We start from the raw sequence: 18763 nt of genomic DNA, 5'->3' as shown, positions 1-18763 counted from the left end.
TATCCGCCTTACTTCATTGAATAGACTACTGGTGATGGTACTGGAATTGGACATGTTGCACAAGTCTTAATACCATAATTATTGAACCACTGAATTTCAATGCGACGATTAAATGCACTACCATGAATTAATTTATTGTCCCCCACATCATTTTTATCCCCATAACCCTCTGCTTTAAGAAGCTGAGCCGGAATGTTATTAGCCCATAAAAAGGTAAGCATCGTTTCAGCTTGGGCTTGGGACAGTAATTTTTTATGGTGACGTGTACCAACATTGTCCGTGAACCCTGCAACATAAACAGGACTGTTTGGGTAAAATTTTAATAATCTAATAATATTTTCCAAACCTGGATAACAGACTTCATTGAGGCGAGGACTTTCAAACATAAAATATTTATCAACAGGTACAATTAAGGTTATGGTATCCCCGTATTGTACATATTCGATATTTTCTTTATTTAATTCTTTAATAATGCTACGTCTACTGGCTTTGTAAAAACCTACCCCAGCGCCCACCGTACCTCCGGCTACAGTACCTACTAATGCTCCGGCTACAGTTCCTGTGGCTGCAGCACCTACAGCAGTTCCAACAACTGCTCCAGTAGCAACTCTCCTGGGCATGGGGTGCACTGGTTTGAAATTATTATACGGCGGATGAAAACAACTACTCAGTAAACAGGTGATTAAACTACAAGATAGAATTCGTACTTTAGCTAATTTGAGTGACATGTTCACTCCCTTGTCCCGTGATTTTATCATTATTAAACATCTGGTTAAATTTCGCAATTGTAGCAAGTGTTATAAGAAGCGTAGCCTGAGTCCGCAAAAATGAACCCCATTTTTTTGCATTACCCCCAGGCTACTAATATATAATATAAAACGGCAGAATTCAGAAGAATTATTGACTAAAACAACAAGAGGCCTCTAACTCTTCATCGTTAGTTGAGCTATTTTCTTTTTCTTGATGAACTGGTTTAAAGAATGAAACCAAACTTATCTCATTAGTGTACTCAGTATCGTGGCGACTTAATGATCTAAATTCGGTGAGACAGTTACCGGCTTTGTGTATTGCTCCAAGCATTGCTCCAACAATAGTTATTCCGACTGCAACACCTAAAACAGGTTGGACAATGAGTACAGGTAGCGCGATACCGAAAATCCCTGCATATAATGAAAATGCTGTTGCTGCATAGAACATGAGTTCGCATGCTTTAGCAAGATTATGGAATAAAACGCCAATTTTTCTGGACTCACAGGCACTTCCAATGTGTTCTAATGCTGCTTTTGGATTCAGTTCCCCACTTTTTACCTTGGTTAATTGGTCAACAAATAATCCGTAGCTGGCGACAATTTCTTCAACCTTTTTGGCAGAGGTTGCTTTGGTATAAGAAAGGTTATAATACTTTTTTACTGCTTTTATTTGGCTTTGTATTTTTTCGTCGATTTCAGCGTTAGCAAACAGAGCATGTAATTTTTTGTCACAGGCGCGTAAACGTTTTTCAAATTTTGTATGATTAAAAGGCATGATTCATCTCGTTGTTATTATTAATAATAGGGAAACCATGGGGATTAAAACATTCAATTGAGTTTGAATGGGTTAAAAAGTCTTATATCATAATTAACATGAGTTCGACATAAAAATAAGATTATTTTTATGCAGAACTCAAAAGGTGAGTACTTATTCTTCTATTTGAAAACGACATAAACTCTGAAAATCACATTGCTGGCAAATAGTTATATGGACAGGTTGCGGTGCGCAGTAACCCTCTTGAAATTCTGTTGCTAAATCAGTGAGTTGTTTTTGCCAAATATCCCTATATTCTTCCCATGTTTCTTCTTTCTTTAAGGAAGTAATCCCACTAATACTTTGTTTTTCTTCACTAAAACCGGAACAACTAATTTTCCCTGTTTTCAATTGTAGGAGTAAGAGCGTATTAATTTGTTCATCGAGCAACGCATAAAGCAATAATTGTGATTCTTTAGGTCGTTCTTCATTCCAGGGTTTGCTGCTTGGCAGGGTACTTTTATAATCAATAACCCATTTTTTTTCTTCAACCTTATCTAAGCGATCAACCCGAACTTGAAAATCAAGACCAGCTAAATTGATTTCATAAGATTGCTCTAGAGCTTCGACTGTAAAAGGAGTTCGTTGTTTTTCCCATTCAAGGCATGTCTGTACCAGTCGTTTTAAACGCGTATACTCCACGTCCCGAAGTGAATCAATGGAGTCACAGTCTTGATTTTTTAGTAAGGCTAAAGCCGCATGAATGGCTTCATCAATATGCTGTTGCAACAGCTCGTCGGCTAAATGAAGCAGTTTGTATTGGCTCTCCAACTTTTGCCATAACAGCTCCATTACCTTATGAATGATTTGACCGCGTTCTTTATTATCTAACCCGTCTCTTGTTTGTAAAAAGGTTTTTGCACGGAGGCGGTGTTCCGCAAATGCTTTAAAAGGACATTTAGCTTGATTCGACAGGATTGCAGTGCCTCCATGAATTTTCTCTTCTGGCAATACAGGAATGTTAAAGCCTTCCTCTATAGTCATTAACTCAGATAAATTTATAGACTCGTAATGTGTTGGTAGTGGTTCAAAATTAGGGAGATGAGTAATTAATGAACAAGGTAAATTGGGTGTATCTCCCTGTAATTGTGCATAGCTAAATACTATTGAGTTGGCACCTCTTTGTAATCGTTGCAGGATCTGATAAGCAAATTGTAATTCACGAGCAGGCAAGCTATGAGGCATGCATAACTGACGTTGTAACGGTGGTGGAATAAATGCAGATAACTGAACTTTTTGAGGCAAACATTGATCGGTTAATCCCATGAACCATAAACTATCAAACTCACATCCTGAAGCTTCCAGGAGACCTGAAATTTGAATGGGGGCATTAGTTTTTTGCGCCTGGAAAATGGTGTTGTCGGTAAGATGTCGTATTGTTTCAAGGGCATCTGCTTTTGTGAAACTTGGCTTGAGTAGAGCAAATTGCCTCAGTTCATCAAACACAGCAATAAAACGATTAAGACACTGATAGTTTTCAGAGCTGAGGGTATAATCACCTGGAAATCCCAAAGTATTTAGACGCTTTTGAAATAAGTGAATCCATTCTTGTACCGTAGCTTCGCAAGGATAAGGCGTAAGATTGTCTAATAAATTAGCAAGACTTGGGGCGTATCGATGCAGTTCTTTTATCAAATTACTTAATGGGATTGAATGATTTTCTAATAATACTCCATCTTGCAAGTACTCAGAGCGTGCGATGAATTCTTCCTTAGAATCACCTAAGTAAGGTGATTGCAAAAGCAAACCTGCTTGATGTGAACTTAGATGTGTGGCATCTAAACTGAGCCAGCATAAGGCATGGGCCACTAAAGGGAAATTGCTTAGAGATTGTCCTAGAGAGATATTAAAGACGGAAGGATCGAAATGATGGGCCAACATTCTTTGTAATGAAGGAGATTCTCGCTCTAAATTAGGTACCACCACAGCGATGCGTTGGTTTCCTTCTTGTATTTTTAAATGCAGCCATGACATGAGCTGTTGATATTCTTCCTTGCTATCCTTAGCTGCGAATATTTTAGTATTTGAGAGTTTTTCTGCTAAATCATATTGGTATTGAGCGAACCCCTTGTTAGCCAGATGCTCCTGCAGAAGGATCTGCTGAGGAGTAAAATCATCAAAACAGACCCAAACAATATCTTGGGAAAAAAAAGAACTATCGGCATTGAGTAAATATGGGATTAATTGATATTCAGTAATTAAATGGAGTTGTTTTAATTGTTTATCAAATAATTGCCACCACTTTTGAAATTGTTGTGTTTGTGTTGTGTAATGAAAGGTTGGATCGTCCATACTAATTTGCCAGAGCTGGCAGCGCTCCCACGCACTGATGACGGACTGGAGCAAACCGTCGCTATAGGTTATATTCAACTCAGACTGAATTGTTTTGCGCCACAAATACTGACATTGAGAGCTGTTTAATAAAGTGGGATGGGAACTATGTGGATTAATACAATTGAGTTGCTCATAAGCCTTAACGAGTGCAACGCTAAAAGGCATGCATCGTGGTTTTTCTATGGTTTGCTTCTTACATTGGGCGAAATACTGTTGAAGTATTGCTTCACTAAGTCGGTTATTGGGGGTGAGAACAGTGTTGTTTTGAGCTAATCGAAAAAAAAGATGTTCTTTATCAGTGAAAGTACATGTAGGCATAAAAGTCCAAATCAATTATATCCTGGATTCTTTGTAGCCTGGGTGAAGCGAAGGTGAAACCCGGGAAATCTCGGATGGAGCCCCTGGTTATGACTTAAGCATTCACCCAGCCTAGAATGCAATGACAAGCTGAGTAATAAACGATTTTACTTAAGTTTTTTTGCGCTGCAAAGTACGAGTTTTTGGTGCAGGCTTGGATTTGGTTTTTTTTGGTGCACTTTTATACCGAGGTAGACTATGACTTTTTCTCTTGTCCGTATACAAAATATGGTGGACAAATTGGCCGCGTAGATAGATAGAGGCTAAACCCGATGCAATGGCGAGCAAGAAACCAAAAAGAATATAGCTATATAAAAGGACAACACAATACGCATACAGAAAATCGCTAAAATTATTAACTTTCAATGCTTGGTTTTCTGTTGTGTCCATAAAGAGCAACAGACCGAGATCAAAAAAGGGTAAGGAAAGGAGAACCATGATAAAGCCTAACAAAAAAGTTTTGAGTTTATAAGGTTCAGGGCAATGAACGATTCGTTCTCCAAATATAGCTCCAGTGATAGAAGCTACAATCATTCCCAGAATAATCGCCTTAAATAGAGGTACAAGTTCAACATAACCAATTGTTGTGAGAAAAGCATTAATGAGAATCGTTCCGACAACAGAGAGTAATCCATAATAAACACTTGCCAGTAAACGGGGGTTGGAAAATTCAAGTGCAGGATCTTGCTTATTCATTTGGCACTCCATAGCTCCACCTATATATGTATCATTTTAGTATAAATAATTACACCGTGGTGTTGGATTATTGATTTTTTTATCATTCTTGTTTTGGTGAACTCGATTCCATTGTGAGATAGAGGTGTATCAACATGATAATTTGTATATACTAAAAAAAATAATTATTGATTTTGAATATGAAAAAATTTGGTCGTTTTATTTTGAAGCTGTTTGGATGGAAAGTTGTCGGCGAATTGCCAAAAGATAAAAAATATCTGGTTGTTGTTGCTCCCCACACCAGTAATTGGGATTTTGCTGTTGGTTTATTTGCTCGTTTTTCAATGGGAGTTAAAATTAACTTTTTAGCAAAAGATCAATTGTTCTTTTTTCCTTTAGGTTTGTTGTTAAAGTCTTTGGGTGGAGCTCCTGTAGATCGTTCTAAAAAAAATAAGACTGTAGATCAAGTCGTCGATATATTTCGCTCTCGTGACGAGTTTAAGCTTGCGATTACTCCTGAGGGGACGCGTAGTGCAGTGACCCGTTGGAAAGAGGGCTTTTATCATATCGCTTGCCAGGCAGGGTTGCCTATAGTTATGGTAGGGCCTGATTATTCAACTAAAGAACTTCGCATTCATGAAAAGTTCCAACCATCAGGAGATATTGATAAAGATTTCCCGATGATTCTTGATTTTTTTAAAACGATAAAAGGTCGTTATCCTAAGGAAATCCCAGAATATCATTCCAGAAAAGAGGACTAGTTTTATGGGGAGGTTGAGTACAGCAGAAGAGGAGCCTATTATATACTTCATGCGTCACGCTGTACTCAGGCTTCCTATTAAAATACTATGATTATAAGTGTTTTGTCATTTTTAACATTTTAAACTTTTTCCCATTGGGGAGAGCAAAATATTCTGGTCCAATAATTTGATAGCCACAAACCTGATATAGTTTTACACCAGGCAAGGTCGCCATCATTTCCATTTTTATAAATCCATGGAATAAGGCTTGTTGTTCACAATACTCCAGAAGCATTTTTCCAAGACCTTGGCGAGCATGGTTTGGATGGACAAAGAAAGCCCGAATCTTGGCAAAATCAGTTTGTGGATTTAAAAAACCTTCTTCACGTGCATTACATTGATCGCCACCGAATAAGGTTTTCCGTTTACTCCACCCTCCGCAGGCAACTACAGTTCCTTCTTTTTCTATCACGTAATAGGTTTGGTCTTGAATAAGCTCTTTATCTATTCCAAAAATAAAATGAATGGCGTCTTCAATTTCATGTTTTGAATAGTCCTCTTGGCTCAACCCCCGTGCTGAGTATTCAATGAGTTTATTTAAGCTATTAATTTCGTCAATTCGCGCTTTTCTTATCATGATTGTATCCTTTTGGTTCTTTTGATGGGATTGAGAATTTATCATGAAATAAAAATAAATAAATTTTTAATTTATTGACTATTTATTTCGTTTTATAATGAACCATCTTTAATAATGGGTAATATATGAAAAAAAATGAGAGAAAAGTGTCAGAAAATATAACTGAACCGGTCCATTTGGATAAAATTGATCGGAAAATTTTAAATTTATTGCAAAAAGACAATCAAATTACCAACTTGGCTCTTGCTGAGAAAGTAGGAATTTCTGCTCCTCCTTGTTTTCGTCGTGTTAAACGATTGCGTGATGAGGGCATTATTGTTAAGGATGTTTCTCTGGTAGATCCTTTTAAAGCTGGCCGTGGGCTTATTGTCTTTGCAAATATTACTTTGGAAAAGCAAAGAGAGGATTTGTTGGCTCATTTTGAACGTAAAATGGCGGAACAAGAAGAGGTGAAACAATGCTATTTTGTTTCAGGGGAGACTGATTATTTGTTAGTGATCCATGTTGCGGATATGAATCATTATAATGAGTTTGCACGCAGAGTATTTGCCAATGAAGCAAATATTAAAGTATTTCGCAGCAGTTTTTGCCTTAATCGCACTAAGTACAACACCAATATTCATTTTTCAGAGGATTAAGAATGTGTTCGTGAATCCCTCGTAGATACAGTCTCTAATAGCAAGCAACCTATTTAATGAAATAACTTGCTTTTAAAGGACTGTATCTACGGGTTACGATAAAATTATCTTTTCAATATGGATTTGCCTGCATAAGGTAAGGTGGCAATTTCATTAATGCGTAACAATTGATTGTACTTTGCAACGCGATCGGTACGGCATAAAGAACCAGTTTTAATTTGACCACATCCTGTCGCAACGGCAAGATCTGCAATAAAGGTATCTTCTGTTTCACCTGAGCGATGTGACATCACACAACGATAGCCATTTTGGTGAGCTAATTGAATTGTTTGTCGGGTTTCACTTAAGGTTCCGATTTGGTTGACTTTAATGAGGATGGCGTTAGCCACTTTTTGAGTGATGCCTTCTTGTAAAATTTTTGGATTAGTAACAAATACATCGTCACCTACCAATTGAATTCTTGAACCCAATTGAGCAGTCAAATGACTCCATCCAGTCCAATCTTTTTCATCCAAGCCATCTTCGATACTTACTATAGGATAATTAGCAACGAGATTAGTATAATAATCAATGAGTTGCATCGAAGTGAATTTTTGATTTTCAGAAGCCATATGATACATGCCTTGGTCATATAGTTCTGAAGCAGCGACATCCAATGCGAGTACTATCTCATCACCTAATCTAAATCCTGTTTTTTCAATTGCTTCACAAAGTAGGTCTAGAGCTTGGCGGTTCGATTTAATATTGGGTGCGAAACCCCCTTCATCACCTACTGCGGTATTTAAACCTTGTTTTTTTAAAACAGATTTTAATCCATGAAAAATCTCAGTACCCATTCTTAAAGCAGTGGGAAAATCAGCAGCGCCCACAGGCATGATCATGAATTCTTGAATATCCACATTATTGTCTGCATGAGCTCCGCCATTTAAAATATTCATCATAGGTACAGGCATGCACATCTTTTCACCTTGGTTTAAGGCTGCATACAAAGGTAACTTATGCTCATTTGCGCGCGCTCTAGCCGCTGCAAGAGAAACTGCAAGAATGGCATTGGCTCCTAGACGTGATTTATTTTCTGTGCCATCTAATTGACATAGTTTCTGATCCAAGGCGTCCTGATCTTCAATGGAAAAAAGGTGTAAGGCGTGATTGATTTCTTGATTAACATAAGCAACAGCGTGTTGCACGCCCTTACCATTATAGCGTTTGGGGTCCTGATCGCGGAGTTCACAGGCTTCGCGACTTCCTGTGGATGCCCCGGATGGAACACTCGCTCTTCCTTGGGTTCCACTTTTTAAAATAACATCCGCTTCAACAGTAGGGTTACCACGAGAGTCCAGAATTTCACGGGCTTGTATTTTAGTAATTTGCATGTCGAGTCCTGGTTACGATTAAATTTTTTTCAATCTGCGAAAAGCAGTGGATTTTTACTGCTTATTCAAATTGAAGTATTGTTTTGATATGTACTGACTTTGTCAAGAGATAGATTGTTTCCCTGCTGTTACTTTACCCAGGTATTCATATTCTTCTGAGGTATCTTCTGATTGAGAGTATCCAAAAAGATAACTGATAAGTCGTTTAAACTGTTGAAGCAAGGATTCATCATGCTTGCCTTCGTTTTTGATCTGCAGTGTATTTTGCATCTTGGTTAAGATTTCCCTTGGGGAAATTTGGTTGAGTTGCTCTAAATGCGCTTTTAATTCATAGATACCTTGAGGGACAGATACTTTTTGTTCACCTTTATTTATCTTATGGCGTGATCCAAAATATCCGAGCGCCCAGGGCTGAGTATTTTCGTTCAAGGCTTGATCTATTTTTTTATCAAGGTACTTATTAATTTTGAGTAACAAATCACGGATTGCAAGGTTTTCTTTTTCGATAATAAAGGTTTTATCCGTGTCAGTTTGAACCTGTTTTTTGAGTGCAGCAAAAATATTTGATAGTTCAAATGTGTATTCCCGGGACGCTAAAATAGGGGCTAGCGCCTTAATGATCTCTGGGTCTTGGTGAGTCATATCCGCTAATTGATGGTTAGGAATTTTTGCAATGAGTTTCGGAGTCTGAATAATGAGTAAAGCTGAGGATTTATTTTTTAATGCTTCCTGAAATAATTCACTCGGGTCGAAAGAGAACAAAAATTTTAAAGATTTTATTTGCAGCAATTGTGATTGTAACTTTTCCAGATATCTGTTTTGTCTATCAATTTCACTGGTAATTCGAGGATTTAATTCCCATGTGTGGTTTATATATGCTTTAGCGGCGTTCAATTTCTCTTTATAAACTGCTACCTGCTCTTTAACTGTTGCCATCATCTGCTCATGTAGCCTAATAAGAGCATCATGTTCATTTTGTAATTCTAACTCGGCAATTCTCTTCTCATTATTTATTTTAAAAATTGCACACTCTTTCATATAGTTGGTGAATTGAGTTTTAAACTCAAACAAACTTAATGCAGGTGTTTCTACAACAGGATTTTCAATTTTTCCTTCCATTTTTTCTCAATTCCATAGCAAGTGATAAAGAATCATAACAAAATGATCTTAATAAATACAATAATTGATTAACCTAATGATTTTGTGGATTTTTTTGTGGAATAGATAGCCTGGTGACGTGCAACGAAATCCGAGAAATATGAAGTTCTTTTGTTCCGGCCTACGTTTTGCCTCACCAGTCCCTGAGCAAATAATCAGAAACGAACAGCCCCAAGCTTCATTAATGCGTTGGATAAAGGAAGTAAAGGTAAACCTAAAATAGTATCTTCAGAGCCTTGAACTTCTTTAAATAACCATTTACCTTGGCTTTCATATTGATAAGCTCCACAACTATGATAAGGCTTTTCACTTTGTAAATAAGCCTCGATTGATTTCTCACTTAAATGGTGCAATGTTAAGTACGCTGTTTCATGATGTTGCCAAAGGAGTTCATTATTTTTTGCGATGCAAAGACAGGCAATTTGCAGATGCTCTTTGCCACTTAATAAACGTAAGTGTTCAATAGCAGTAGGGTGGTTCAAAGGCTTATTCAATAGAGTTTGTCCAAACAGACAAAGTTGGTCTGCGGCAATAATAAAATGTTCTGGGTATTGCAGGCTTACTGCCAAAGCTTTGCTTGCTGCAAGCGCATAGCCTAAGTCTAGTGTGCTCTCTGACTTGAAGGACGCTTTAATTGCATCTTCATCGCAGTGAGAAGGAACCACAGAAAATTCAATACCAAGAGATTGCAGCAATTTTAATCTTATTGAAGAGCTGGAGGCGAGGATAATGGGTTCTTGTTGGAACAATTTAGACATAAACAGCCACCAATGCCATCAGTGAGAAGCCTATAATCACGAAACTGAAATCTTTCAGATTACAACAACGTTCTACCATTACACAGCGTTCCAAGCCATGTAGGGTTCCTAGATAGAGAAATGTTCCTGATGAAGCAGCAAGTAAAATGGGATCAAATAAGGAGTCAGTTTCTACTCCATGACCAAAATACCAACCCAAATAGATCCCGAGTGGGGTCATCAAGCTGAATAAAATAAAAAAGACTAAGCTGGTATTCATGCTCATAGAACTTTTATTTAATTGCACTGCAACGGCAAAACTTTCTGCCCATTTATGAGTAATAATTGCAAGAAAGATCATAATGATCATGGAGTTATAATGGGATAATCCTAAAGCTGCACCCAACATAATTGAATGAACAGAGAGCATACCCCAGGCTAAAAGGGCAAAGGCTGGATGTTTTGTATTGTTATGATGGTAAAGCTCTTTTCCTAAATGTTCGAACCAGAGGAAAATCAGAAATACAGCACCAGTAATGATGTAGGCAAAAGGGTAGTTATATCCCATTTTATTAAATAATGAATTCGCATCTGGAAGCATATGCAACAATCCAGCCCCTAAAAAAACTCCGGTTGCCAGAGTTTCTCCCACTGGAAAATCAATATGCTGATCATCTTTAATACGTTTTCTAAACGGATACCAGCCTGCAATTAAAATGACTATAAAAATGGAACATGCAAAAAAAATCTTTAAGCTGGTAGGTGATACCATTGTTTATCCTATTACTTATTCTAGAATTTAATCGTTTAAATTGTGTAAGCATTCACGCCATTCCCCAAGATTCAAGTACTCCCTGAACGGTTACTAAATTGTAGCCTGGGAGAAGGCCAGAAGAAACCCAAGCCATCCCGAGCGCAGCGAGGAATAATGGGAGATCCCCGTTACATTCGGGATGCGGTAAAAGAACCCCGAGTTCAGCATTGCTTCACTACTAAAGCTAAAACTACGTAGTTTAGTGGTGATGCATGGCCTCATGCAAGCTAAATAAACGAACTTCTATAATATTGGACTGTAGTTTTAATGCCAAAATTACTCGATCATGTAATTCTTGCCACTGGTTGAAGGTTTCGTCACAGACTATATCTATCCCGATTTTGCCATCTAGATAATGTAAATTCCAAAATAGAATTTGTGGAAAATCAATGTGTACTTCATTAAATAATAGTTCGTGTAATACCTCTCTGCTTGGCAAATGCAAAGAGGGGCAACAACGTTCATCATCTTCAGGATCCACATGTACAATCACATCTTTGACGCTTTCGATTTGATCTTCAAGAGCATGGTGGACGTGTTGTGCAATATAATGTCCTTCAGATACTGATATTTTAGGTGAAACTAAAATATGTACATCAATTAATACATTCTCTCCCATAGAGCGGGTTCGCAATTGATGGATTTTTTCAACCCCATCTACATTTTGGATTACTTCTTCAATTCGTGACAATAACTCAGGACTGACTGCGGTATCTACCAATTCTTTGACACTATTCCAAGCATAATCCCAACCCATTTTAACGATCATAAGGCCGACTATAATGGCTGCTACGGCATCAAGAGAACGAAAACCGGCAATAGTGCCTATCAAGCCTACTAAGACAACTAGAGAGGAAGCTGCATCTGAGCGATGATGCCAAGCATTTGCTGTAATTAATTTCGAATTAATGCATTTTCCTATATATAGGGTGTAGTGAAACAAAATTTCATTGCTCAGGATGGAAATACAAATTATTGGCAAAGTGAACCAATTGGGTGTGATGTAATTGGAATGTAGTAAGTCATATATTGAATCCCAGGCGATGCCAATACCTGCAAAAATAAGTAAAAGAGATAACAATAAAGTCGCAGCTGTTTCAATGCGTTGATGGCCATATGGATGACTGGCATCCGCATCAAGACTACCGTATTTAGACGCAAATAAAACCATTGCATCTGTTATGAGATCGGATAAGGAATGAACTCCATCTGCAACAAGTGCATGCGAGTGGAAAAAATACCCACCAATGAGTTTAATGAGACCAAGTAGAGCGTTTGAAATAGCTCCCAAAAGGGTTACTTTTTTTGCTTGTAAATATCTATCGTTCTGAGCCATATGATGTTTTTTTTAAGTTAACATAACCTAAGTAAAACGAAATGAGACCTTTAGTTTTTCACCCTGATTCGAGATTCAGTTTCGTCTATTTTTGTTGGTCTATTTAAACATGGTTAAGAATTTTTTTATATTAAAACTTTCATTAAATTGAATGGGTATGAAATCATCTGGCGCATTATAAGACGCACGCAAATAAGCTGATTCCACAAGATGTTATGCATCCTATACACAGGATTATCCACAGATTTTGTGGATAAATCGCTTTTAGTCAAATAATGAATAAAAGTTGAATAAGCCTTATAGAATAAGAATTTGTCGAAAATAAATATAAGTCTGATTTTTTATTCAGTGGTATGAGGAGAGAAATTATCCACAGGATGTGTTACGTGAGAATGGGAAATTTTCTTGGATATATTAACAAAGAAAAAAATAAAAAACAGTCTTGACTTGGGTATTTTTTTAAAAAAATTTTAACTTTAAGAAGTATATTTGCATTGATTAAAATTAATTCATTTTCGATGTCTAAAACTAAACCTCAGAGAGCACTTTGGAAAGTTCTGGAGCAGGTGCCAATCACGCTGATTGTATAAGGTGTTCTACATCATGTTCACAGGATTATCCACAGATTTTGTGGATAAATGATTTAAGAAAGTAAAATGACTAAATAAGTAATAAGCCTTATGAAACAAGGATTTTTCCAAAAAAGGTGAGGATTTAGTGCTTTTTACTCAGTGAAATGAAGAGGTGAGTTATCCACAGGATCTGTTTTGTGGAATAGAGGAATTTTCTTGGATATCTTAACAAAGAAAAAAATAAAAAACAGTCTTGACTTGAGTATTTTTTTAAAAAAAATTTAACTTTAAGAAATATACTTGCATTGATTAAAATTAATTCATGTTTTATTTCTAAACTTAAACCTCAGAGAGCACTTTGGAGAGTTCTGAAGCAGGTGCTAATCAAGCTGATTTTATATGGTGTTTTACATCATGTTCACAGGATTATCCACAGATTTTGTGGATAAATGGTTTAAGGCAATAGAATGACCAAATAAGCAATAGGCCTTATAAAATAAGGATTTTCCTTTTGATGCATGTAATTTGGGTTTTTATCAAGTGATATGGTGAGATTGAGTTATCCACAAGATGTGGTTTTTGAAAATAAGAAAAATAGCTCAGCTATGTTAACCAAAGAAAAAAATAAAAAACAGTCTTGACTTGGATATTTCTAAAAATATTTTTATCCCTGTAAAAATTGTTCAAAATTACCTAACCATCGCTGGGTAATTTTGCGGGCAGTTTGAGGTGACTCTTCTAATAGTTTTTTTGCTATAGCGGGCAAAAGTGGAAGTAAATTCCGATCCCGTTGGATATCCGCGATTTTAAATTGTCGATAACCCGTTTGCCGAGTTCCGAGTACTTCGCCGGCTCCTCTTAACTCCATATCTTTTTCGGCAATAATAAATCCATCATTGGTTGCGCGCATTATTTTTAATCGCTCAGTACCCTGTTGTGATAGGGGGGATTGATAAAGCAAAATGCAATGAGATTGGGTACTGCCTCTTCCTACCCGGCCACGTAATTGATGGAGTTGGGATAAACCCAAACGCTCGGCATTTTCGATAATCATAAGACTCGCATTAGGGACATCTACTCCTACTTCAATAACTGTTGTAGCCACCAGTAAGTTAATTTCACCACTTTTAAAGGCGGCCATAGTTGCTTCTTTTTCTAAAGGTTTCATCCGACCATGTACAAGACCTACACGAGCTTCGGGGAGTTGTTCTTGTAAGGCATGAGCTGTTTCGGTAGCGGCCATACATTGTAATTTTTCAGATTCTTCAATGAGTGTACATACCCAATAAATTTGTCGACCACTGGCTATGGCTACTTCTAATCGTTCAATGACTGTTTCCCGTTTGTTCTGACTTAAGACTGCGGTAGCAATGGGCATACGTCCAGGAGGTAATTCATCGATAATTGAGAGGTCCAAATGGGCAAAGTGAGTCATGGAGAGTGTTCTGGGGATAGGTGTGGCGGTCATTAATAATTGATGCGGAATGAGTTGGTCCTGTTGTCCTTTTTGTTGCAAAAGCAATCTTTGTTCCACACCAAATCGATGTTGTTCATCAATAATGACTAGACCTAAGCGAGCAAACTGCACTTCTTCTTGAAATAGGGCATGGGTGCCAATAATCAACTGACAACTATGATCTGCTAACGCAGCAAATGCCATTCGTCGTTCACTTAGTTTCATTTTGCCACTAAGTCTAAATATTTTGATTCCCAAAGGTTCTAGCCAACGGATCAAATTATTGGCGTGTTGTTCGCTCAGTAAATCAGTGGGAGCCATAAAAGCGACTTGTTGTCCATTGGCAATCGCTTGTAATGCTGCAAGGGCCGCGATGATGGTTTTTCCTGCCCCCACATCGCCTTGTACTAAGCGTAACATGGGTTTATTATGAGTCAGATCCTCGCTAATCTCTTGGGCGACTCTCTGCTGCGCGTTCGTGAGCGTAAAGGGGAGGGACTCTAAAAAACGCTGATTCAAATTTTGGTCCATAGGCAAAGCAACAGCATGTAATGTATTACGTGCTTCTCTGGCGAATTGCATACTGAGGCGTTGTGCTAACAATTCATCAAAAACTAACCGTTTTAGCGCGGGGTGTTGCCCTTCTTCTAGTGACTGCACGGAGATATCTGGCGGAGGATTATGTAATAATTGAATTGCATCACCTAAAGGGAAAAAACTATTTGCCTGTAATTGTTCTTCACTCATCCATTCCAATTGTTGAAGCTCGTGTTTGCAACTATTTAAGGCGACGTTCACCAATTGTCTTAATCGTGATTGACTCAAACCTTGTGTACTTGGGTAAATGGGGGTGAGTGTTTCATTGACTTGGCATTCGCTTTCATCATCGAGCAACTGATATTCAGGATGGGTCATCGTTAGGGTATTGCTGAACTCCCGAACCTCCCCAAAGGCATGAATCATTGTGCTGTTTTTTAGATTATTAATTTGAGTTTTATTAAAATGAAAAAACTGCAGTTTTATTATTCCGGTTTTGTCCTCTACATAACAATGCAGCATTGCGCGCTTCCCGGTTTTAATTTCTGTTTTGCATACCCGCCCAGCAATCACGCACCACTCATTAGCGCGTAAATCTTGAATGGGTGTTATTCGTGTTCTGTCTTGATAGCGATAAGGTAAGTGGAACAGTAAGTCACCTACAGAATGGATACCACATTTTGCCAGTTTGGCTGCAAGGGTTGGTCCGATACCGCTTAATGATTCACACGAGTTAGATAACACAGTATTAATGATATTGAGAAAAGTGAGTATTCAAGTGTAACTCATAGTTCATATAGGAACAATTTACTGTTTTTCAATAAGAGCGCAAATTGTGTTTCATTAGGTATATAAACCTTTTCATATGGTACAAAAAAGCGCATAATAGCATCATTTTTTGATGGAAAACTAAGTAGCATGAAACATACTGTAGAGCAGCTTTTAAAACACGCTTTAATATCATTACAAAGATCAGGCGAGGTACCTACTGATTTGGATGTTGATATTAAGGTAGACCGTTCAAAAGATTCTGCTCATGGTGATTATGCCAGTAATTTAGCTTTGATTTTAGCCAAACCGTGTCGTCAGGCACCGCGAAAAATAGCAGAGCTTTTAGTTCAAGCCATGCCAACTGACCCCTCGGTGGACAAAGTGGAAATCGCTGGGGCAGGGTTTATTAATTTCTTTATACGTAGCACTTCTCGTTCCCAAGTTATTGGGGAAATACTGGAAAAAGCCGAACATTTTGGACGTAGTACTATTGGCCAAAATCAAAAAGTATTGATTGAATTTGTTTCTGCTAATCCTACAGGCCCTTTACATGTAGGGCATGGACGAGGCGCTGCCTTTGGAGCTACTTTAGGTAATGTTTTAAAGGCTGCAGGTTATGATGTAACCTTAGAATATTATGTGAACGACGCTGGAAGGCAAATGAATATTCTTGCTGCCAGTGTGTGGTTACGTTATCTCGAGCTTGCTGAGGAGCCTGTTGTTATTCCTGCCAATGCTTATAAAGGTCAGTATGTTTCCGAAATAGCACAGGAGTTTTGGGCAGAACATGGTAAAGAATATGTACATCCATGGGCTAGTGTAGTTGACGGATTACCTCTTGATGAGCCTCATGGCGGAGACAAAGAAGTTTATATCGATGCTTTAGTTGAGCGTGCAAAACAATTGTTGAGCATGGATGTTTTTGCCCTATTTCACCAACATGCATTAAATACAGTGCTTGATGACATCAAAGATGATCTTGCTGAATTTGGTGTGAAATACGATAGTTGGTTCTCCGAACAATCCTTGTTTGAAGATGGATCTATTCAAAAAGGAATTCAGGCGCTTAAGGATAGCGGTCATACCTTTGAAAAAGAAGGGGCGCTTTGGTTTAGAGCGACTGATTTTGGTGACGAAAAAGATCGAGTATTGGTGCGTGCTAATGGCAATACTACTTATTTTGCTTCGGATGTAGCTTACCATTGGAATAAATATGATAGAGGTTATGACCGGGTAATTGATATTTTTGGTGCGGATCATCATGGCTATATCACCCGATTGCGAGCTGTAGTAAAAGCTTTGGGGCATGATGAAAGCGCACTGGATGTATTGCTTGTTCAATTTGCCATTTTATATCGTGGTTCTGAGCGAGTGCAAATGTCTACACGTAGTGGTTCTTTTGTTACTTTAAGAGAATTACGTAACGAGGTAGGAAACGATGCGGCACGCTTCTTTTATGTGGCACGCAAGTCAGAACAACATATGGATTTTGATTTGGATTTGGCAAAATCAGAATCAAGTGATAATCCGATCTATTATATTCAGTATGCTCATGCAAGAATATGCTCTGTATTAAGACAGTTAAAAGAACGAGGCTTGTCTTGGGACAAGGCACTTGGGTTAAAAAATATTGATTTATTAGATCAAGCTCATGAAACTCATTTGATTTCTTTAATTAGCCGGTATCCAGAAATTGTAGAATTAGCGGCTGCGCACTGTGAGCCTCATCAAGTGGCTTATTATTTACGTGAAGTAGCCAACGGCTTGCATAGCTATTATAATGCTATTCCGCTTTTGTGTGAGCAAGAGCAATTACGATGTGCTCGTCTTTGTTTGTTAGAGGCAGTACGTCAGATATTAAAGAATGGTTTGGACTTATTGGGCGTATCAGCTCCTGAGAGTATGTGATGGCAAAAGAATATGGAAATAGGCGTTCTTCACGGTCGCGCGGTGCTACACCGCATCAGCTTTTAGTGATTACGTTGACTTTTTTAGTAGGGTATATGACCGCTTCTTTTCTAGATATAGAAACCGTAAGTCAGTGGGTAAACTCCCAGGTTTTGGCCCATCATGAAATAAAAAAAGAACCCCCTAAACCCGGGGCACAGCATGCTGCGATCCCGCCTAAACCAAAATTTGAGTTTTATACACTCCTGGCCAATGAAAAAGTTCCAAACTCTCAACCCAATGGTAGTCCTGCCGCTTCCGTTCAATCCGCTGCAAATGCAACTGCAACAACCGTAGCGACCACACCAACTGCAGCTACCTCAGCGGTTAAGACAACGGCCAATGTCGCCAGTGCAGCTGCACCAATAAAACCAAACGGGGCTCGAGTACCTGTTGCTGCAAACAATGCCCCCGCTGCGAGACCTGCTACCGTAGATAAAAGTAAATATTTAGTGCAAGTAGCTTCTTTTAAGGCGCGTAGAGATGCAGAGCAAATGAAAGGTACATTGATACTTAAAGGTTTTAGTGTATACATCATTCCTGTAAGCCATGCCACAAAAGGTAATTGGTTCCGGGTTGTAGTAGGACCTTATTCTAATCGTGCTCTTGCCCAACAGGCTCAAATGAATTTGGCAAAAAATGAACGTCTAAACGGTATGGTTACCAGTGGCGGATAAGCGCGCTGTTAACACATAACTCAGGTTAGGATGAAGTAAACTCACAATTTGCTTAACGACGCACTACTACCTGAATGTTTGCAGCATTCTTGATTGCATGTGGCTTACTAATCCCTACTGTAATTTGAGAGACTTTAAACTGTTTTTTGATTAAGTCTGCAACTTCATTGGCAACTGTTTCAATGAGTTGGAATGATTTCGATTCCACATAGAGCGTTACACTATTACACAGCGCTTCATAATCTATAGTCTTAGTTAAATCTTCCTGGCACGCCCTGAAATCAGTATCAATACTGATATCAATCAATAATTGTTGATTAATGCGTTGCTCCCATGCGTAAACGCCAATTTTAGTACTTACGTTAAGAGCTTTGATATTCAAGGTATCCAAATTTCCGCCTACCCAAAGTAATTTATCGATGATTTTATCTAAATAGTTAT

The 18763-nt window shown here is 38.1% G+C and carries 16 protein-coding genes; 4 read left to right on the top strand and 12 right to left on the bottom strand.

Annotated features, from left to right (window positions below; genetic code table 11):
• Positions 1–8: 8 nt before the first annotated feature.
• The 4 genes from cmpA to ACWTEW_RS12430 all read right to left on the bottom strand — a co-directional run bounded on the left by cmpA (position 9) and on the right by ACWTEW_RS12430 (position 4950).
• The gene (cmpA, locus tag ACWTEW_RS12445) at positions 9–728 is read right to left on the bottom strand and encodes a C-OmpA-like family protein CmpA (RefSeq protein WP_454781951.1); all 720 of its coding nucleotides are present in this window, start codon (positions 726–728) and stop codon (positions 9–11) included.
• 169 nt (positions 729–897) lie between these two features.
• A complete protein-coding gene (locus ACWTEW_RS12440; RefSeq protein WP_454781950.1) occupies positions 898–1524 on the bottom strand; it encodes a DUF5638 domain-containing protein in 627 nt (208 codons plus the stop codon).
• A 153-nt stretch (positions 1525–1677) separates the two neighbouring features.
• Positions 1678–4215 carry a PD-(D/E)XK nuclease family protein gene (locus tag ACWTEW_RS12435; RefSeq protein WP_454781949.1) on the bottom strand — a complete coding sequence of 846 codons (2538 nt, stop codon included), beginning with the start codon at positions 4213–4215 and terminating at the stop codon, positions 1678–1680.
• 150 nt (positions 4216–4365) lie between these two features.
• A complete protein-coding gene (locus ACWTEW_RS12430) occupies positions 4366–4950 on the bottom strand; it encodes a hypothetical protein (protein WP_454781948.1) in 585 nt (194 codons plus the stop codon).
• Between the two features lie 179 nt (positions 4951–5129).
• Here ACWTEW_RS12430 and ACWTEW_RS12425 point away from each other — a divergent pair, with 179 nt between their 5' ends.
• Complete coding sequence (locus tag ACWTEW_RS12425; RefSeq protein ID WP_454781947.1) at positions 5130–5690, top strand: 1-acyl-sn-glycerol-3-phosphate acyltransferase; 561 nt, start codon at positions 5130–5132, stop codon at positions 5688–5690.
• Between the two features lie 91 nt (positions 5691–5781).
• Here ACWTEW_RS12425 and ACWTEW_RS12420 read toward each other — a convergent pair whose 3' ends face one another.
• Positions 5782–6306 carry a GNAT family N-acetyltransferase gene (locus ACWTEW_RS12420; protein WP_454781946.1) on the bottom strand — a complete coding sequence of 175 codons (525 nt, stop codon included), beginning with the start codon at positions 6304–6306 and terminating at the stop codon, positions 5782–5784.
• A gap of 125 nt (positions 6307–6431) precedes the next feature.
• Between ACWTEW_RS12420 and ACWTEW_RS12415 the strand changes: the two genes are divergently transcribed.
• Positions 6432–6944: an Lrp/AsnC family transcriptional regulator gene (locus ACWTEW_RS12415; protein ID WP_454781945.1), complete on the top strand. Its 513-nt coding sequence runs from the start codon at positions 6432–6434 to the stop codon at positions 6942–6944.
• 104 nt (positions 6945–7048) lie between these two features.
• On the opposite strand, the gene eno is transcribed toward ACWTEW_RS12415, so the two are convergent.
• The 6 genes from eno to recG all read right to left on the bottom strand — a co-directional run bounded on the left by eno (position 7049) and on the right by recG (position 15671).
• The gene (gene eno, locus ACWTEW_RS12410) at positions 7049–8317 is read right to left on the bottom strand and encodes a phosphopyruvate hydratase (RefSeq protein ID WP_454781944.1); all 1269 of its coding nucleotides are present in this window, start codon (positions 8315–8317) and stop codon (positions 7049–7051) included.
• A 102-nt stretch (positions 8318–8419) separates the two neighbouring features.
• Positions 8420–9436 carry a hypothetical protein gene (locus ACWTEW_RS12405; RefSeq protein WP_454781943.1) on the bottom strand — a complete coding sequence of 339 codons (1017 nt, stop codon included), beginning with the start codon at positions 9434–9436 and terminating at the stop codon, positions 8420–8422.
• A gap of 194 nt (positions 9437–9630) precedes the next feature.
• The gene (locus ACWTEW_RS12400; protein WP_454781942.1) at positions 9631–10233 is read right to left on the bottom strand and encodes a Maf family protein; all 603 of its coding nucleotides are present in this window, start codon (positions 10231–10233) and stop codon (positions 9631–9633) included.
• Complete coding sequence (locus tag ACWTEW_RS12395; RefSeq protein WP_454781941.1) at positions 10226–10984, bottom strand: ZIP family metal transporter; 759 nt, start codon at positions 10982–10984, stop codon at positions 10226–10228. Before ACWTEW_RS12395 ends, ACWTEW_RS12400 begins: the two co-directional genes overlap by 8 nt.
• A 241-nt stretch (positions 10985–11225) precedes the next feature.
• Positions 11226–12362, bottom strand: a complete 1137-nt coding sequence (locus tag ACWTEW_RS12390) for a cation diffusion facilitator family transporter (protein ID WP_454781940.1) — start codon at positions 12360–12362, stop codon at positions 11226–11228.
• Between the two features lie 1236 nt (positions 12363–13598).
• Entirely contained in the window at positions 13599–15671 is a 2073-nt protein-coding gene (gene recG, locus ACWTEW_RS12385) for an ATP-dependent DNA helicase RecG (protein ID WP_454781939.1), read from the bottom strand.
• A gap of 174 nt (positions 15672–15845) precedes the next feature.
• On the opposite strand from recG, the gene argS reads away from it, so the two are divergent.
• Together argS and ACWTEW_RS12375 are read left to right on the top strand one after the other, a co-directional pair.
• Positions 15846–17606, top strand: a complete 1761-nt coding sequence (gene argS / locus ACWTEW_RS12380; protein ID WP_454781938.1) for an arginine--tRNA ligase — start codon at positions 15846–15848, stop codon at positions 17604–17606.
• Entirely contained in the window at positions 17606–18322 is a 717-nt protein-coding gene (locus ACWTEW_RS12375) for an SPOR domain-containing protein (protein WP_454781937.1), read from the top strand. Before argS ends, ACWTEW_RS12375 begins: the two co-directional genes overlap by 1 nt.
• 52 nt (positions 18323–18374) lie before the next feature.
• Here the strand turns inward: ACWTEW_RS12375 and folB are convergent, their stop codons facing one another.
• Complete coding sequence (gene folB / locus ACWTEW_RS12370) at positions 18375–18713, bottom strand: dihydroneopterin aldolase (protein WP_454782065.1); 339 nt, start codon at positions 18711–18713, stop codon at positions 18375–18377.
• Between the last annotated feature and the right edge of the window lie 50 nt (positions 18714–18763).

Source organism: Legionella stuttgartensis (assembly GCF_977063405.2).
This window is presented reverse-complemented; position numbering and strand designations above follow the sequence as displayed.

Bases quoted from the DNA above. Each gene is read 5' to 3' on its own strand.
- cmpA (WP_454781951.1), bottom strand. From the start codon at position 728: ATGTCACTCAAATTAGCTAAAGTACGAATTCTATCTTGTAGTTTAATC.
- ACWTEW_RS12440 (WP_454781950.1), bottom strand. From the start codon at position 1,524: ATGCCTTTTAATCATACAAAATTTGAAAAACGTTTACGCGCCTGTGAC.
- ACWTEW_RS12435 (WP_454781949.1), bottom strand. From the start codon at position 4,215: ATGCCTACATGTACTTTCACTGATAAAGAACATCTTTTTTTTCGATTA.
- ACWTEW_RS12430 (WP_454781948.1), bottom strand. From the start codon at position 4,950: ATGAATAAGCAAGATCCTGCACTTGAATTTTCCAACCCCCGTTTACTG.
- ACWTEW_RS12425 (WP_454781947.1), top strand. From the start codon at position 5,130: ATGAAAAAATTTGGTCGTTTTATTTTGAAGCTGTTTGGATGGAAAGTT.
- ACWTEW_RS12420 (WP_454781946.1), bottom strand. From the start codon at position 6,306: ATGATAAGAAAAGCGCGAATTGACGAAATTAATAGCTTAAATAAACTC.
- ACWTEW_RS12415 (WP_454781945.1), top strand. From the start codon at position 6,432: ATGAAAAAAAATGAGAGAAAAGTGTCAGAAAATATAACTGAACCGGTC.
- eno (WP_454781944.1), bottom strand. From the start codon at position 8,317: ATGCAAATTACTAAAATACAAGCCCGTGAAATTCTGGACTCTCGTGGT.
- ACWTEW_RS12405 (WP_454781943.1), bottom strand. From the start codon at position 9,436: ATGGAAGGAAAAATTGAAAATCCTGTTGTAGAAACACCTGCATTAAGT.
- ACWTEW_RS12400 (WP_454781942.1), bottom strand. From the start codon at position 10,233: ATGTCTAAATTGTTCCAACAAGAACCCATTATCCTCGCCTCCAGCTCT.
- ACWTEW_RS12395 (WP_454781941.1), bottom strand. From the start codon at position 10,984: ATGGTATCACCTACCAGCTTAAAGATTTTTTTTGCATGTTCCATTTTT.
- ACWTEW_RS12390 (WP_454781940.1), bottom strand. From the start codon at position 12,362: ATGGCTCAGAACGATAGATATTTACAAGCAAAAAAAGTAACCCTTTTG.
- argS (WP_454781938.1), top strand. From the start codon at position 15,846: ATGAAACATACTGTAGAGCAGCTTTTAAAACACGCTTTAATATCATTA.
- ACWTEW_RS12375 (WP_454781937.1), top strand. From the start codon at position 17,606: ATGGCAAAAGAATATGGAAATAGGCGTTCTTCACGGTCGCGCGGTGCT.